This window comes from Litoreibacter meonggei (genome assembly GCF_003663885.1).
GTDB lineage: Bacteria > Pseudomonadota > Alphaproteobacteria > Rhodobacterales > Rhodobacteraceae > Litoreibacter > Litoreibacter meonggei.
On the sequence record NZ_RCCE01000006.1, the window covers coordinates 276,949 to 293,511 of the forward strand.

General features: G+C 56.5%; 14 protein-coding genes. 6 read left to right on the plus strand and 8 right to left on the minus strand.

Annotated elements, in window-relative coordinates; translation table 11 throughout:
- Positions 1-7: 7 nt before the first annotated feature.
- Positions 8-1,018, plus strand: a complete 1,011-nt coding sequence (locus BCF46_RS17480) for a zinc-binding alcohol dehydrogenase family protein (protein ID WP_121027441.1) — start codon at positions 8-10, stop codon at positions 1,016-1,018.
- Between the two features lie 433 nt (positions 1,019-1,451).
- Here BCF46_RS17480 and BCF46_RS17485 read toward each other — a convergent pair whose 3' ends face one another.
- The 4 genes from BCF46_RS17485 to BCF46_RS17500 form a co-directional block, all read right to left on the minus strand.
- Positions 1,452-3,359, minus strand: coding sequence for a TRAP transporter permease (locus BCF46_RS17485; protein ID WP_121027444.1), 1,908 nt, complete (start codon positions 3,357-3,359; stop codon positions 1,452-1,454).
- Positions 3,360-3,428: 69 nt separating this feature from the next.
- Positions 3,429-4,394, minus strand: coding sequence for a TAXI family TRAP transporter solute-binding subunit (locus BCF46_RS17490; protein ID WP_121027447.1), 966 nt, complete (start codon positions 4,392-4,394; stop codon positions 3,429-3,431).
- Positions 4,395-4,513: 119 nt separating this feature from the next.
- On the minus strand, positions 4,514-5,494 hold the full coding sequence (locus tag BCF46_RS17495) for a LacI family DNA-binding transcriptional regulator (RefSeq protein ID WP_170157971.1): 981 nt from the start codon (positions 5,492-5,494) through the stop codon (positions 4,514-4,516).
- A 264-nt stretch (positions 5,495-5,758) separates the two neighbouring features.
- Positions 5,759-5,956 carry a hypothetical protein gene (locus tag BCF46_RS17500; RefSeq protein ID WP_147436014.1) on the minus strand — a complete coding sequence of 66 codons (198 nt, stop codon included), beginning with the start codon at positions 5,954-5,956 and terminating at the stop codon, positions 5,759-5,761.
- A 176-nt stretch (positions 5,957-6,132) separates the two neighbouring features.
- On the opposite strand from BCF46_RS17500, the gene BCF46_RS17505 reads away from it, so the two are divergent.
- Genes BCF46_RS17505 through BCF46_RS17525 form a run of 5 tightly spaced genes read left to right on the plus strand, consistent with a single transcriptional unit; the run spans position 6,133 to position 12,127 of the window.
- Entirely contained in the window at positions 6,133-7,755 is a 1,623-nt protein-coding gene (locus BCF46_RS17505; RefSeq protein WP_121027456.1) for a GMC family oxidoreductase, read from the plus strand.
- A gap of 30 nt (positions 7,756-7,785) precedes the next feature.
- Positions 7,786-9,228 carry an aldehyde dehydrogenase family protein gene (locus BCF46_RS17510; RefSeq protein WP_121027459.1) on the plus strand — a complete coding sequence of 481 codons (1,443 nt, stop codon included), beginning with the start codon at positions 7,786-7,788 and terminating at the stop codon, positions 9,226-9,228.
- On the plus strand, positions 9,228-10,331 hold the full coding sequence (locus BCF46_RS17515) for a mandelate racemase/muconate lactonizing enzyme family protein (protein WP_121027461.1): 1,104 nt from the start codon (positions 9,228-9,230) through the stop codon (positions 10,329-10,331). The genes BCF46_RS17510 and BCF46_RS17515 overlap by 1 nt, the downstream gene beginning before the upstream one ends.
- Complete coding sequence (locus BCF46_RS17520) at positions 10,328-11,356, plus strand: zinc-dependent alcohol dehydrogenase (RefSeq protein ID WP_121027464.1); 1,029 nt, start codon at positions 10,328-10,330, stop codon at positions 11,354-11,356. The genes BCF46_RS17515 and BCF46_RS17520 overlap by 4 nt, the downstream gene beginning before the upstream one ends.
- Positions 11,357-11,359: 3 nt before the next feature.
- Entirely contained in the window at positions 11,360-12,127 is a 768-nt protein-coding gene (locus BCF46_RS17525) for an SDR family oxidoreductase (RefSeq protein ID WP_121027467.1), read from the plus strand.
- Positions 12,128-12,139: 12 nt separating this feature from the next.
- Here the strand turns inward: BCF46_RS17525 and BCF46_RS17530 are convergent, their stop codons facing one another.
- The 4 genes from BCF46_RS17530 to BCF46_RS17545 all read right to left on the minus strand — a co-directional run bounded on the left by BCF46_RS17530 (position 12,140) and on the right by BCF46_RS17545 (position 16,562).
- Entirely contained in the window at positions 12,140-13,237 is a 1,098-nt protein-coding gene (locus BCF46_RS17530) for a mandelate racemase/muconate lactonizing enzyme family protein (protein WP_121027670.1), read from the minus strand.
- Between the two features lie 83 nt (positions 13,238-13,320).
- On the minus strand, positions 13,321-14,346 hold the full coding sequence (locus BCF46_RS17535; RefSeq protein ID WP_211332836.1) for a TRAP transporter substrate-binding protein: 1,026 nt from the start codon (positions 14,344-14,346) through the stop codon (positions 13,321-13,323).
- Positions 14,347-14,694: 348 nt separating this feature from the next.
- Entirely contained in the window at positions 14,695-15,453 is a 759-nt protein-coding gene (locus BCF46_RS17540) for an SDR family NAD(P)-dependent oxidoreductase (protein ID WP_121027473.1), read from the minus strand.
- Positions 15,453-16,562 carry an ABC transporter ATP-binding protein gene (locus BCF46_RS17545; protein ID WP_121027476.1) on the minus strand — a complete coding sequence of 370 codons (1,110 nt, stop codon included), beginning with the start codon at positions 16,560-16,562 and terminating at the stop codon, positions 15,453-15,455. Before BCF46_RS17545 ends, BCF46_RS17540 begins: the two co-directional genes overlap by 1 nt.
- Between the last annotated feature and the right edge of the window lies 1 nt (position 16,563).

Below are 16,563 nucleotides of genomic sequence, written 5' to 3' on the forward strand. Positions count from 1 at the left end.
CAACACAATGAAAGCCGTAGGATTTACACATTATCTGCCCGTAGAAGACGCCAACGCTTTTCTCGATCTGGAAATTGATACACCTAAGCCTGAAGGCCGTGACATCCTCGTGGCCGTCAAAGCGGTCGCGGTGAACCCGGTCGACACAAAGGTCCGCTCGCCCAAGGACAAAATCGAAAGCACGCCGCGGATCATCGGCTATGACGCCTCTGGTTTGGTAGAGGCGGTCGGCCCTGATGCCACGCTCTTCAAGCCAGGCGACGAGGTTTACTATGCTGGGGACATCACGCGCTCCGGCACCAACGCGGAGTTCCATCTGGTTGATGAACGCATTGCAGGCTACAAGCCGGCGTCACTCAGTCATGCAGAGGCCGCCGCATTGCCACTGACCACGATCACGGCCTACGAGGCATTCTTTGATCGCCTTGGCATCGACCGCGACGGGCCGGATGCGGGTCAGTCCATCTTGATTATCGGAGCAGGCGGTGGCGTCGGTTCTATCGGTATCCAGCTGGCAAAGCAGGCCGGGCTAACCGTGATCGCTACAGCCTCGCGTCCACAAACATCCAAATGGGTACGCGACCTTGGCGCGGATTACGTTGTCAATCACCGCAAAGATATTGTGGCGCAGGTCCGCGAGCTTGGCATCCAGCATGTCGATCACATCGCAATCTTCAACGATATGCGTCATTGGGACACCGCAGTCGAGTTGATCCGACCCCAAGGCGGCATCGTATCAATTGACGACACGGATCTCCCTATGTCGATGGGTGGTATGAAGATGAAAGCCGCGAGCCTCCATTGGGAATTCATGTTCGCCAGATCAATGCACCAGACCGCCGATATGATCGAACAACATAAGCTGCTGTCCTATGTAGCAGGCCGGATTGACGCTGGAGAAATCAGAACCACAATGTCCGAAGTGCTGTCGCCCATCAACGCCGCGAACATGCGCGAAGCGCACCGGTTGATCGAAACCGGACAAGCCAAGGGTAAGATCGTGATTGAGAGTTTTTGATCAAAGGTGCGGAGTGGTATTATCCGCTCCGCGCGACCACCGCTAGCATCAAGCCCGCCGCTCACACGCCCTGTTGCATTCGACACGGCGCGAGCATTCCGGACCTCGAATTCGGTGCAGTGGTAGTCAGCGACATAGTGATCTTTCAACGTCGGTTGTGAGCGGGAATATTGCAGATCGGAGGATCAGACGTGGAAACTCCAAATTAGCATGTCAGAAGCGGTCGCTGACCCCAAAAGATCTATGGGCGTATTCATCGGCTGAAGCTTGCGGAAAATCACCGCCATCTAAGTCTCTTCAACCTCTCAGCTGATCGCAATTTGCGGAGCTAAGATTTCGATAACAATTAATTAGATTGGGAGTTTTGATGAATGCCCCTAACTAGGCCTCCTTGGCTCCGAGCAGCGACTTGAGTTCGGAATTGATAGTTATCTCATGCCTCCAGTTCGAGATTTACTGCGGGAACGGGTTCAGCGTTGCGTTTTGACAGCACCCAGAACACGCAGACCAGCAGGACACCAATTATGGTTGCCGACCAGTAGGGGAACATCAGCAAGACGGCTGGCACTGCCCACAGCAGTGAGGTGAAGCGACCAAAGATCGGCTGCCCTGCAAAGAATGCAGCAACGCTGAGGGTAAAACCGACACCGGCCAACGCGGCCATTGCGATGGAAGCAGCACCTCCTTGCAACAACAGACCCGGATAGATCAGCATCAGCATCGGAATGGCATAGGCCGTAACGCCCAGACGCAAGGATTGACTGGCTACCCCTGTCCAGCTGGTCTTGGCCACGGTTGCCGCGACAAAGACGGCCACGCACACCGGAGGCGTAATTACGGACAAGACCGCGTAGTAGAGCACAAACAGGTGCACCGTAATTGGCTCAAGCCCCTGTTGGATTAGAACCGGTGCGAATACGGCGGCAACCAGCACATAGGCCGCAGATGTCGGCAGTCCCATGCCCGCAATCAGGCAGACAACTGCCATAATGATCGCGATCAGGATCAGGTTACCTTCCGCCAGAGCGAGGATCGACGACGTTACCGCGACACCGACACCCGTCAGGTTTACGATCGCCACAAAGACCTGTGCCGCAACCAGCAGGATACCCACGATGACTACACCTTTGCCGCCATCTTCAAGGGCGCGCAGCAAGGTCAGAATAACTTCGCGGATGGAGCCGCCAGCTGTCAGGGTCGAGACCACATAGGCAACGATGATGCCAATCATGCCATAGCAAGCAGTCAGCTGGATCGAGTTGCCGTTGAAAATGCCGAATGCCAGCCCCACAACGCCTGCGATAATCGGACTCATTCGGCGCCAGTTCAGCGCCTCGCGCCAGTCGGGCAGTTCGGATTGATCCACCGCCCCGAGGCCGGTGCGCTTGGCAATCAGATGCACAGTCGTGAAAACACCAAGATAGAACAAGAACGCAGGCAGGATCGCCACCGCGGCAATGGTCCAGTAGTTCACGCCCACCAGCTCGGCCATAACGAACGCGGCAGTCCCCATAATTGGCGGTGCCAGCTGCCCGCCCGTTGAGGCAACCGCTTCGACAGCACCCGCAAAGGGCGCGGGATAGCGCAGGCTTTTCATCAAGGGAATGGTAAAGTTCCCGGTCGTCGCGATGTTGGCAACCGACGAGCCTGAGATAGAGCCGAATAGACCAGATGCGATCGTCGCAATCTTGGCCGCACCGCCGGGACTTTTGCCCCCTGCGCGTGCGCTCAAGTCAAAAAAGGTCTGGCCCGCTCCCGTATGCAGCAGCAAAGCGCCAAACAGAATGAACGCGGCCAGCGTGGTGGACGCGATGGACACCAGCATTCCCCACAGGCCACGATCTGACAGAAAGATCACCTCAGTCAGATAGCCTGCATCAAATCCACGGTGCCCGAAAGCGCCCGGTATTTTGTCGCCAAAGAAGGCGTAGACAACCACACCACCGACAATCAACGGAAAGACAAAAGACGCACTGCGGCGTGCCATCTCAAGGATAATAAGCAGGGTGCCAAATCCAAGAATGATGTCGATCTGCTCGGCAAAGGGAAGGTCGTTCATGATGCGTTCGAAGTTCATCACGATGTAGCCGGCGGACACGATGACGAAGGCGGATATCGCTATGTCAACCACCGCACCGACCGTGCGCCATGCCGTCCCGCGCCCCAGTGGGAACAACAACACGCTAAGTGGAACGATCATTGCCACAAAGATCGCGCGTTGGATCAGGGTTTCAAAAGAGCCAAAAAAAGACGTGTAAAACACGAAGATGCCAATTCCGACTGCAAGTGCCGCAGCAACCCATTCCAGCCGTGATGCCGGTGCCGTTACTTCCTCTGTCATCTGTGACACGTGCCGTTCCTCCGCGAACTACGAAGCCCGACACCACCTTGATGGCGTCGGGCGATTGGATTATTTCAGAGTATCGGGCACGTCGAGGCCAATTTCCTCAAAATAGCGAACTGCCCCGGGATGCAGCTTGGACGTGGCGTATTGAAGCGTCAGCTCGGCCAGGTTCTGCCCTTTCACATTTGGAAACGCCGTTGCCTGCTCCACCGAGTCTTCCATCACCGCCTTAACGATGTCATAGGCCACCTCGTCGGATAAGTCGGGTCGTGCAGACACACCGATCATGAAGCCCCATGTGGTGTAGGGTCCGGAATTCTCCATCTCGCCGCCAGGCATCTGGACGATCGAAAGTTCGGGCAATTCCGCCTTGATCGTGCTCACCTGCTCTTCGGTCAGACCCAGCACCTGCACCGGTGTGAAGGTTGCGATATCAGTGGTCAGAGCGTCAAATTTGGTGCCAACCGCTGATTTGATAAAGCCCGTTGCGCGGTTGTCTTTAATCGCAGCAGCCAGCTCGCCGTTCGAGCCACGCACCCAGTCGGGTTCGAAACCGAGGGTTGACATGACGTCCTGAGATGTTGCTTCGGTCGAGCTACCGCGCTGACCGGGGCCAAACCGAGCGCCGTCCAGCTCTGCCAACGAGGTAATGCCTGAATCCTGGCGCACGACGACATTTTGCGGGGCAAGCGAATAGGCCCAAAGCAATCTGGACTCGATCGCATCGCCGTCAAATGTCTTGATGCCGTTGTTGGCGTGGTACAACGCGCTTGTTGTAATCAGGCCAATATCCAGCTGCCCACGCGCCATGCGTTTGAGGTTGTCAACGGTTGCGCCAGTCTCGACCACCGATGCCTGATATTTGTCGTTGGCTTGGTTTACCACTTTGGCGATAGCGGCGAAATAAGCGTAGTGGGCGCTTTGTGCGTTGGTCGACCCGAACGCTAGACGCTCTTGCGCTGATGCAGAAAACGGTATGATCGCAGACGCCATCATCAACGCAGCTGGTTTCAGTACATTCAGAAATTTCATGGTGCACTCCTCCTTGCAAATGAGTGGAAGAGCGAACGAGTTTCGCGATTCTTCCCACTAGCTCAGGGGAAGTGATACCGAAATAAACTGCAATATTTATTATCATTGAGTGAAATATTTCACCCGCTTTGCCTTTCGACCAAACCGCATCTGACCATCCGCAGAGACCCTTCTGTTTCAGGATCCCGCCAAACTTCGTCGATCAGGCTGAGGGTATTAGTTACCATCTGGCCGACGCGTTGGCGGAACGTGGTGAGTTGATACGATGTCCAGGCAGCCATCGGCACGTCGTCAAACCCAAGGATAGAGATGTCCTGCCCCACAACCATTCCGGCTTGTCTGGCAGCATCAATGGCTGCTATGGCCATGATGTCATTGCCACAAAACAATCCGTCTGGTTGCCGCTGACTGCTCAAAAGCTCGCTCACCACCGAAAATGCGACATCGTAGTTATACTGGCCTGAACCTTCAAAAATCAGCTCTGTTTGGCCACGTTCCAGCTCGTCCAGAAACCCACGTCTGCGCTCCAGATGGGTTGAGGTGTCGGGAATGCCACCAATAAATCCGATGCTTTTGCAGTTGCGGGACAGCAGCCTTTGGGCGGCCAGCATACCCCCGTTGTAATTATCCGTACAAACCGCGTTCGTATTCGGATCGGCCTGTACCCGATTGAACAGAACAACCGGAATTCCCCGGTGCTTGCATTGCCCCGCGAGTTCCGAGGACAAATTGGCAGACGCGATAATGGCGGCATCCGACCCGCTGCGTAGGACCTGCGAAATGGTGCTGTCCACGGTCTGCCCCTGCGGCACGACATGCACTAGCATGTCATGCTTCTGTGCATCAATCTCTTGGGCAAAACGTTCTAACGTGTTGGTGTAAAAGGGATTGGCGATATCGCCGACCACGATAGAAATTGTGCGTCGCCCTTCAGTTTGCAGGATCCGCTTTGCGGGCGGCGCATACCCTAAGTCACGCGCGGTAGAGAGAATTTTTGTTCGCAACTCTGGGTTGATGGTTGCCTGTGCCCGGAACGCCCGCGAGACTGCTGCGGTGGAGGTGTTGCATCGTGCAGCGACGTCCTTGGCTGTAACTTTCATTGAAGGCCCCGAAATATTCGTTCGCCATAGCCGTAGGCGAATGGGGGCAACATGGCAATAATGACGTTGAGCACCAATAATTGATCGCTGAAGACCCAAGTTTTGGGACTCACTGCCAAGCATCAGCATTGTGGCGACGGCGATGAGGATCGCCCTTGAGCCATCAGTCTAGTTGGTGGAGCATCGAAGGTCGGCTAATTTATTGGATTGATGGGTTGCGTCAGCTCGCACGCTACAATCCTCGTACCATTTGCTTTTCTAGTTTCACCGCACACGCAGCCCCGTTGAGCGATCAAAGAAATAGGCGTGCTGCATCTGGAGCGTGAAGGGAATGGATTGATTAGGAGCCAGTTGCGTACGCCCCCCTGTTTTCCCGATCATCTCGTCAGGGCCAAACCGGAAATGCACTAGGTTTTCAGTTCCCAACTGTTCGATCAAATCGACCTGCGCGAGTGTCGACACACCTTCGGCGCCTTCGGACGTCGGTGAACCTTGCAGCAAGATCTTTGGGACGATGGGTTGTCGAGCAGTTGTTCCATGGACCAAACAGCGGCAATGACCGTCACCCCCTGACCAAGCTGGAATGCGAGCTTGTTGAGCGGGATTCGATTGCCCTGCCGTCTCGGCGGACTCGTTAGATGTCCGAAACATTCGATCATATTGTAATTGGTGGTGGATCATCAGGCTGTGTCGCCGCCGCGCGGCTTGCCAGCGACGGCAACGCGCGGGTTTTGCTATTGGAAGCAGGGCATTCCCACCGCCATCCATTGCTCGATATGCCGCCGGGCATCTTCAAGATGATCAACGGCTCCAAGTTCATGAAATATCACAAGACGACGCCACAGGCACATTTGGATGGGCGCGTGCATGAGATTTCTCAGGGCAACGTTCTGGGCGGCGGTTCGTCGGTTAACGCGCAGGTTTATATGCGCGGGCGCCCGTCGGATTATGACGAATGGGACAGTATCCTGCGCGGCAATTACGACCGGATCGGATGGGGTTGGTCTGACGTATTGCCGCATTTCCGCGGCATGGAATCCAACAACCGTCTGAATAACGAATATCACGGCACTGATGGCAAAATGCTGGTCTCGGACCCCGGCCATATCAATGAAATGTCACGTTGGTTCGTACAATCAGTACAAGCCTTGGGCGAGCCGTTTAACCCCGACTTCAACGGCGCGGCTCAGCGTGGCGTTGGATTTTATCAGTTTATGAACCGGCACGGCAAACGCAGTTCGGCCGCCTATGCCTTCATCGCACCAGAACAGGAAAACCCCAACCTGACCGTGCGCCTGCACTGCGCGGTCCAACGCATCATTGTCGAAAACGGGCGCGCAGTTGGAGTGAGCTACAAAGACAAGTCTGGGCAACTGCTTGATGTTCGCGCCGATGGCGAGGTGATCCTGAGCGCAGGTGCGCTGGTCTCGCCTAAAGTGCTGATGTTGTCAGGCATTGGACCGGCAGATCACTTGAAAGACCATGGCATTGAGTGCCACCTAGACGTGCCGGGTGTTGGCCAAAATCTGGTCGACCACCCCGAAGTTCCAGTTACCGCTTTTGCCAATGGGCCATACGGTTACTTCAAACAAGGCGACGGGTGGCGGATGATCCGCAACGGTGTCCAACTGAAGCTGTTTGGTACTGGACCGGTGACCTCGGCGGGGGTTGAGGCCGGGGCCTTTGTGAACCCCAAAGATCCAACCGCAGACCCGACGATCCAAGCGTTCTGTGTCCCGATCGTCTATCTTGACCGTGATGTGTTGCAAGAGGTCGAAGACGATTACGGCGTCACAGTCACAACCGTCGTCGTCAAGCCCAAGTCGCGCGGCGAGGTCCGGCTGGCCTCGGCCAATCCCGACGACATGCCGCTCGTATCTCCAAACCTGCTGAAAGACCCCAGCGACATGCAAGAAATGATCGAAGGGCAGCGGTTCTTTGTTAAAGCGCTGCAGCAAAGTCCGATCTCAGCCAAGCTGCGCTCGATTGTTATCCCCTCGACGGATGATCTGTCTGATGAGGCCTTGCGCACCCACTGCAAGAAATTCGTCAAGACCAACTACCACCCGGCGGGTACGGCAAAAATGGGTGCCGATGGCGACAAGATGGCAGTGTTGGATGCGCGGATGCGTGTGCGGGGAATAGATGGTTTGCGGGTCTGCGATATGTCAGCTGTGCCGAATATCAATGCAGGAAACACCAATGCTCCAGCCATGATGTTGGGGGATCGCTGTGCCGATCTGGTGATGGGACGGCTCTAAGCCGCGGCCAACTAAAAAGGAATTTCCGAAATGACAGCCTACAAAACATTCATCAATGGCGCGTGGCATGAGATGAAGGAGCGGGAACGGATCGAAGTCACCAATCCAACCGATGAAACTGTGCTGGGAACGATCCCGGACTGCACGCGCGATGACGTAGATGTCGCCGTTGAGGCCGCAAAAGCCGCACAACCGGGCTGGGCCGCACTGCCACCAATTGAACGGGCCAAGGCGCTGCGCAAACTGGCAGGTCTGATCGAAGAAAACGCAGATCATCTGGCCCGAACGCTGGTTCTGGAACAGGGCAAGCCGCTTGATCAAGCACATGGCGAGGTTGGTGCGGCGGTCAATTTCCTGACCTACGCCGCGGAACATGCGCGCCGGATCACGGGCGACATCATGCCGTCTGACAATCCTGACGAAGAGATCCTGATCCGCCGCCTGCCTCGCGGCGTCGTGGTTGGCCTGACGGCTTGGAATTATCCGCTGGCACTCGCCGCGCGCAAACTTGGACCGGCTTTGATCGCTGGGAACACGTTCATCCTGCTTAGCCACGAGATTACACCAATCTCGGGCCTTGAGCTGGTGCGGTTGTCCGAGCAGGCAGGTTTTCCACCCGGCGTGTTCAACGTCCTGACTGGGCGCGGCCCGATTGTAGGCGACGCGCTTGTGGCCCATCCAGATACGGACATGATCACCATGACAGGCTCCAGCCGCGCCGGGGTCGAGATATACAGGAACGCAGCGAACCGGCTAAAATTCATCAGTCTTGAGTTGGGCGGAAAAGCGCCCTTTATCGTCATGGAAGACGCCGACGTCGAAAAAGCCGCACAAGCCGCAGTCATCGCGCGCTACACCAACTGCGGCCAAATCTGTACATGTGCCGAGCGCATTTATTTGCACCGCTCAATTGCAGATGCCTTTACTGATAGATTTGTGTCCCTGTCCAAAGCCATCACCATCGGCAACCCGATTGACAACCCTGACATGGGCCCCAAGGTCAGCGGGATCGAAGTCGAAAAGGTCGAGGCCATGATCGCCGCCGCGATCGACGCGGGCGCAGAGCCGCTGCTGCGCGGTGGACCTTTGACAGGTGGCGTTCACTCTAAAGGCCATTGGCTGGCCCCCACCGTCCTATCGGTCACCGACAACACATCGCCGATCATGCAAAACGAGGTCTTCGGCCCCGTCGCGCCCTTGATGCAGTTCGACGATTTCGACGAGGCTGTATCGCTCGCCAACGCCAGCGACTTCGGCCTGTCGGCTTATCTGTGGACAGCTGATACCAAGCGGATCTTGCGCGCCAGTCGTGAGCTGAAATTCGGCGAGGTTTACATAAACCGTGCTAACGGCGAACAGGTGCAGGGCTACCATACCGGATGGGGTCTGTCTGGTACCGGCGGCGAAGATGGTGCATATGGCTTTGATGCTTACTTCAAAAAACAAACCACCTACTTGAACTGGGCGACCTGATGACCGCGATTGCAGATGTTAAAATCAGGCACTTTACGGTGCCGCTGGACGAAGTGCTCGTCGATGCGAAGCACGGCGCGCATACGCATTTCGAACTGGTGACAGCGACCATCACTACCGCCGATGGCGCCTCGGGAACGGGTTACACCTACACAGGCGGAAAGGGCGGACGGGCGATTGAAGCAATGCTCGTCCACGATCTCGCCCCTTTCTTGATGGGTAAGGATAGCAAGGATGTCGAAGCCCTCCACGACGCAATGCAATGGCATGTGCACTATGTTGCGCGGGGCGGCATCGCTTCGTTTGCAATTTCTGCGATCGATATCGCGCTGTGGGATCTGCGCGGAAAACGCCTGAACCAACCACTTTGGCAGATGGCCGGCGGGACTGACGCAACCTGTCGGGCCTATCGCGGCGGGATTGATTTAAATTTTCCACTCCCGAAATTGCTCGAGTCTATCCAAGGCTATCTTGATGAAGGGTTTAACGGAGTCAAAATCAAGATCGGACAGCCTGATCTGGCGGATGACATCGAACGTATCGCCGCTGTTCGTGAGTTGATCGGTCCGGACGTCACCTTCATGGTCGATGCAAATTACGCCATGAGTGTGGACGAAGCCATCAACGCCGTTCACCTAATGAAACCCTACGACATTTACTGGTTCGAAGAGCCGACGATCCCCGATGACTACCTTGGATTTGCTAAAATTTCCGAAACCGGAATGCCCATCGCGATGGGCGAAAATCTGCATACCGAGCACGAATTTGGCTATGCATTCGCGCAATCCAACCTTAGCCATATTCAACCTGATGCGTCGAACTGCGGCGGCATCACTGGTTGGCTGCGGGTCGCCGAGATGGCGCGTGTGCACGGCTTGCCTGTCAGTTCGCACGGGATGCAGGAGCTACATGTTAGTCTGGTTTCCGGACAACCCAATCCCGGTTGGATCGAAGTGCATTCCTTCCCGATTGATCGCTACACAACCCGACCACTCGTGCTTGAAAATAGCCGCGCCGCCGCCCCGGACACGCCGGGAACCGGCGTGACTTTTGCACCAGAAAAGCTCTCCCCATTTGATACAACCCAAGGAACCCGAAAATGACCATTAATGCTGCCTATTACTGTGGCAACAAGACGTTTGCCGTAGAACAGATTGACGCCCCTGCGCCCGGACGCGGAGAGGTTCAAATCGACATCGCCTATTGTGGGATCTGTGGTACCGACCTGCACGTCTACCTTGGTCATATGGACGCGCGTATCGGCAACCACCGCGTGATAGGGCATGAAATGTCGGGGCGTGTCGCGGCCCTCGGCGACGGTGTCAGCGGGTTTGAAGTTGGCCAGAAGGTCGTCGTACGTCCGCTGGATCATTGCGGCGATTGTCCGGCGTGCAATGCGGGCCACCAGCATATCTGCCACAAGCTGAAATTCCTCGGCCTTGATACCGACGGCGCGTTTCAGCAAAAATGGTCAGTACCAGCGCATACACTGCACGCTCTACCCGATGATATGAGCCTTGACCACGCAGCCCTTGTTGAGCCGATGGCTGTTGCCACGCATGACGTGCGGCGCGCTCAAGTCCAACCGGGCGAAGACGTGTTGGTCATCGGGGGTGGCCCGATCGGCATGTTGGTGGCGGTTGCCGCCCGCCAGGCCGGGGCCAAGGTCATGATCTCGGAAGTGAACGAACATCGTCTGGCTCTGGCTACGGAAATGGGTTTCGACGTTGTTAATCCTAAAACAGTGGACGCGGCTGAGGCAGTGACTGCCGCGACAGATGGCAAAGGCGCAGATGTGGTCTTTGAGGTCTCGGGCACGCAGCCCGGCGTTGACCTTATGACCGCCGCCGCCGCCACGCGCGGGCGAATTTGCATGGTAGCAATCCACGCCTCCAAGCCACAAATCGATTTGTTCCAGTTCTTCTGGCGCGAGTTGGAGATGATTGGCGCTCGCGTCTATGAGCCCAGTGACTATGACCAAGCCATCGAGTGGCTGTCAGGTGGAATTGGCGCAGAACGTCTGATCACCAACGTGACCAGCCTCGGCGATATTCAGTCTGCGTTCGAGGATCTAACACAAGTGCCTACTTCGATGAAAACCCTAATCCGCGTAAATGAGGACGTCTGAAAAATGAGCACCCCTTCTTTTGACCTTTCAGGAAAAACCGCACTGGTCACCGGCGCGCGGCGCGGTATTGGCAAAGGCATGGCCGAGGCCTTGGCAGCTGCCGGGGCAGATATCATCGGCGTCTCCGCGTCGATGGAAAGCGACGGCGGCACATTGGGCGATAGCGTGCGAGCCGCCGGGCGCAGTTTCTCAGGCTACGCCTGCGATTTCTCTGACCGGGCAGCCGTCACAGCCTTTGCGGCACAGGTGCAGGCCGATCACCCGCAGATCGACATTCTGATCAACAACGCCGGCACGATCAAACGTAAACCCGCCGCCGAACATCCCGATGAGTGGTGGGACGAAGTGGTCGAGGTAAACCTGTCGGCCCAGTTCGTGCTGTCCCGCGAGATCGGCGCAAAAATGATCGAACGCGGCGCGGGCAAGATCATCTTTACCGCATCGCTGCTAACGTTTCAGGGCGGCATCACTGTGCCGGGGTACGCCGCCTCCAAGGGCGGCATTGGTCAGCTTACGAAAGCCTTGGCTAACGAATGGGCCGGCAAAGGCGTTAACGTTAACGCGCTTGCTCCGGGCTATATCGCAACGGACAACACACAGGCGCTGCAAGATGACCCTGACCGCTCAAAGTCAATTCTAGAACGGATCCCTGCTGGTCGCTGGGGCACCCCAGCGGACTTCGGTGGCCCAGCCGTGTTTCTCGCGTCCGCCGCCTCCGACTATGTGCACGGTACCATCCTGACCGTCGACGGAGGATGGATGGGCCGGTGAGGGAACCCCCAGTCAAGAAGAAGACTGATGTGCCGCTTCGAGTTTATCCCAATCAAAGGTCACGCCAGTTCCAGGAGAACTTGGCGCGACCGCCATATGATCTTCGACACGTAAAGGTTGCAGCGTGTATTGATCAATCGGGAAGGAATGCACCTCCAGCCACCCAGAATTGGGCCGCGCGGCAAGTAGGCTGACATGCAATTCCTGCATCCCGTGGCTACAGACGGATAGGCCGTGGCGTTCAGCGACGTCCGCTGCCCGAAGCCATGTGGTGATCCCACCACATGTGCCGACATCAGGCTGCATGAAAGCCAGCGCGCCGGTTTGGCTAAGCAATTCGAAATCATGCACGGAATGACAATTCTCGCCTGCGGCAAGCGGAATGTCGGAGTTTGCGGCGATCTTCTCGTAGCCCTCGAAATCATCCGGATCTATTGGCTCTTCGAACCAAGTCAGGTTCGCAGGTTCAAACCCGCGTGCCCCGCGGATCGCTGTGTCGACATCTAGCCCGTAGTTTGCATCAACCATGAACGCGTTGTCCGGACCGATGTGATTGCGAACCTCCTGAACGCGCTCGATGTCTTCGCCAAGATCCTCGCGCCCGACCTTGATCTTGATCCCGTTATGGCCCCGCGCCAGATAGCCGTCGATATTCGATAGCAACTTGGGCAGCGGGAAATTCAGGTCGATCCCGCCGCAATAGGCTTTGCACCGATCCGAGGCTCCACCCGCCATGTCGACCAGCGACTGGCCCAGAGCCTTCCCGCGAATATCCCACAGAGCGACATCGACGGCCGCGATGGCAAATGCAGACAACCCGCCGCGCCCGACATAGTGGATATGCCAGCGCATTTCGTCGTGCAGATATTCGACATTCGTCGCGTCTTTGCCCAGCAAATACGGAGACAGATCGTGCTGGATCATAGCCACAATCGCATGACCGCCCCAACCGCCGGTATAGGTGTAGCCCGTCCCCGTCGATCCGTCGTCAAGGGTTATGGTGGCCGTGATCAACTCGAAATGGGTGTGATCGCCATGCTTTGCGTCTGACAAAACCTCCGATAGGGGAATGCGAAAAAGGCGTGCGTCTACGCGTGTGATCTTGGGCATTTGTGTCTCGCGGATTGGGGGCATTGGAACGCAAAACCCCCAGCGGATGCGTATCCGCTGAGGGTCATTCGTTAAATCTTGACTTAGTCTGTCAGGCCAATTCGCTTAAGAAAGGCCTTGTGGCTGTGCACAATCTTTGCGGTTTCAGGCGTGCGTGTTGCCCATTCCGTCCAGGCACCTTGAGCAGCCGCGCGGAATGTTGCCCGATCCTCTGCCGACCAATCGTAAACCGTGACGCCTTCGGCCGGTAGCTCTGCCAAGGCTTCTCCGTTTTGCACGATAACGCTCATCATCAGGTCCATCGCCAAGGCTTTCTCGGCGGTTTCAATGATGGTTTGTTGCGCTGGCGTCAGGCTTTCCCAAACGTCCGTGCGACAAGCCAAATGGTCCGACGACATCGAGTGGAAACCCGGATAGGTCGTGTGCTTGGCGATGTCGTAAATGCCAAGACTACGGTTCACGGCCAAAGTAGCCGCATCAGCACCGTCGATGATTTTGGTTTCCAGCGCAGTAAAGATTTCGGTGAAATCCATGACGATAGGCTTGGCACCGAGCGATGCAAAAATCTCGGACTCCATGCCGGGAGGCGAGCGGAATTTGAAGTCCTTCAAATCAGCTACGCCGTTCAAAGGCCGTGTCGAATTCAAAGATTCCTGACCGCCAACATGCGCGCCAATGAACGTCATGCCGTAGGCAGAGTAGAGCTCGTTGATGACTTCCTTGCCACCACCGTAATTCACCCATGTTTGATATTGCAACGGCGTGTCATAGCCGCCCATCGTGTCGGCCACAAACTGAAAGGCCGGGTTTTTGCCGGTTTGGTAGCTGCCATTGGTCATGTCACAATCGAGAATTCCCGATGTCGCAGCGTCAAATGTCTCGACTGACTTGACCACAGATGACGAGTAGAACATTTCAATTTCGATCGAGCCGTCAGACATTGCATGTACGCGATCAACGAAATCCGCGATCAGGATGCCGACCGTGGATTCAGGTCCCTGATGGTTTTGAATGCGCAGTTTTACGGCGTGGCCATCCGCAAGTGCGGCGGTAGCGCAAAAGCCGAGTGCTGTCGCCGCCGCCATTACGGTTCTTATCGAATTATTCATTATCTTCTCCCGAAAATCGTTATGTGAAGGATCTGAGTTTACGTCATCCTCAGATGTGGACCTGTGGCGGAAAAAAATACCGAAAAATTTGCTCTCGACATCCGGCCCCCTGCCCTAGGGTAAGCCTAGAATGTTCACGTGAACACATCAAGAGAAATACTATCACGCCTATCCATGCTCAGATTGCTCCGAATTTTGCGGATTCAGCGGTTTGCACTTCCTCATGAGAGATCAAGCACCCTCCCGAGGAATAAAATCTAGCGGGATAAGTCCTGCCACCCACACCGCCGCAATACTGGCCACCACAGTTTGTTGCGCAGCAGACCGCTCCCGCTTGGGGAGTTGCGGCTAGGACGCCCAGCCCGCGTCGACGATCAGTGTTTGATTGGTGACGGCCCGCGCCGCGTTTGAGCAAAGAAAAACGGCGGCGTCCGCAACATCCGAGGCTTCGGTAAACCGCTTCAGACACTGCCGCTCCATCACCGTTTTATGCAACTCGGGCGTGAGCCATTTTTCGACCTGCCGTTCGGTTTTAACAAATCCTGGAAGCAGACAGTTCACGCGAATACCGTCCGGCCCCAGTTCCCGCGCCAGTGCACGGGTCAATCCTTCAATCCCCGCCTTTGCGGTGACATAGCCCATCGCGTCTTCCAGCCCCTCGCGCCACGCGATGGACCCGAAATTCAAAATGACGCCGTGTTTCTGAGCACGCATTGCCGGCAACACAGCTTGCGTGCAGAAAAACTGATGATCCAAGTTAACGGCAAGCGTTTTTCGCCACATCTCGGGCGTGATTTCGGCGGTCTGGTGGCGGGTGTCATTCGCGGCCCCATTCACCAGCACGTCAACGCAGCCCTGTTGATCCACGATCGAGGTCAACAGCGTTTGAACCGCGTCAACCTCCGTGAGGTCCGCTTCATGAAACGTCACTGATCCCTCAAGCGCCTCTGCCAGCGCTTCGCCAGCGTCGCGATTGATATCGAGGAAGGAGACACGCGCGCCTTGATCTGCAAACGCAGCAACCACCGCGGCTCCGATCCCCGTCGCGCCGCCGGTGACGATAACGTGCTTCCCCGCCAGATCTGTCGCTAATCCGGAGGCAGTCATCACAGACGCTTTTCCGACACAGGATCAAACAGGCTGACCTTGCTCATATCGACTTCGAAATCCATCGTGACGCCCGGGGCTGGCGCTTCATCCGGTTCGCACACGATGATCGCGGATTGACCTGCAATTTCCCCCATCAAAATGGTCTCGGAGCCGGTCGGCTCATCCATTTCAACCGTGACCGGAACAATCACCGACGCGCGCCCTTTGCGGTCTGCGCGCCCTTCCGAGGCGGGGCTGAAATGCTCAGGACGCGCACCGAACGTCACTGCCTGCCCGTCCGACAATGCCCCGTGGGCGCCATTGATCAACGGCAGAACGGTTCCGTCGCCACCATCCAGCACAAGCCCGAAACCGCCATCCGTTGACACGACTTTCGCGGCGAAGAAATTCATGTTAGGCGAGCCCATGAACCCCGCGACAAAGACATTCGCAGGTGTCTCGTAAATAGCTTTGGGGGTATCATATTGCTGCAACACGCCTTGGTGCATGACCGCAATACGGGTGGCGAGCGTCATGGCCTCGATCTGGTCATGGGTCACGTAAACCGTTGTCCGCCCGACCCTCTGGTGCAGCTTCTTGATCTCGCTGCGCATCTCGACGCGTAGCTTGGCATCCAGATTGGACAGCGGTTCATCAAACAAGAACAGCTTGGGATCCCGCACCAGCGCGCGGCCCATCGCAACCCGCTGACGCTGTCCGCCCGACAGCTGGCCGGGTTTGCGCTGCAACAGCGGCTCTATCTGCAACAGGTTGGCGACACGCTCGACCGTCTTGTCCTGTGTCGCCTTGTCGATGTTGCGACACTCCATCCCGAAGGTCATGTTCTGGCGCACGGTCATGGTCGGGTACAGCGCGTAGGACTGGAACACCATCGCGATGTCGCGGTCTTTGGGCGCTTCGTTGTTCACCACCTTGTCTTCGATAATCACTTCGCCAGAGCTCACGCTCTCTAGCCCCGCAATGATCGACAGCAAGGTGGACTTGCCGCAGCCCGAAGGCCCGACAAGGGCCACGAACTCGCCCGAGTCCGCCTCCAGATTGATGTCTTTCAGGACCTCCACCGAGCCGAAACTCTTGCGCAAATTCTTGATCTGTAAAGATGACATT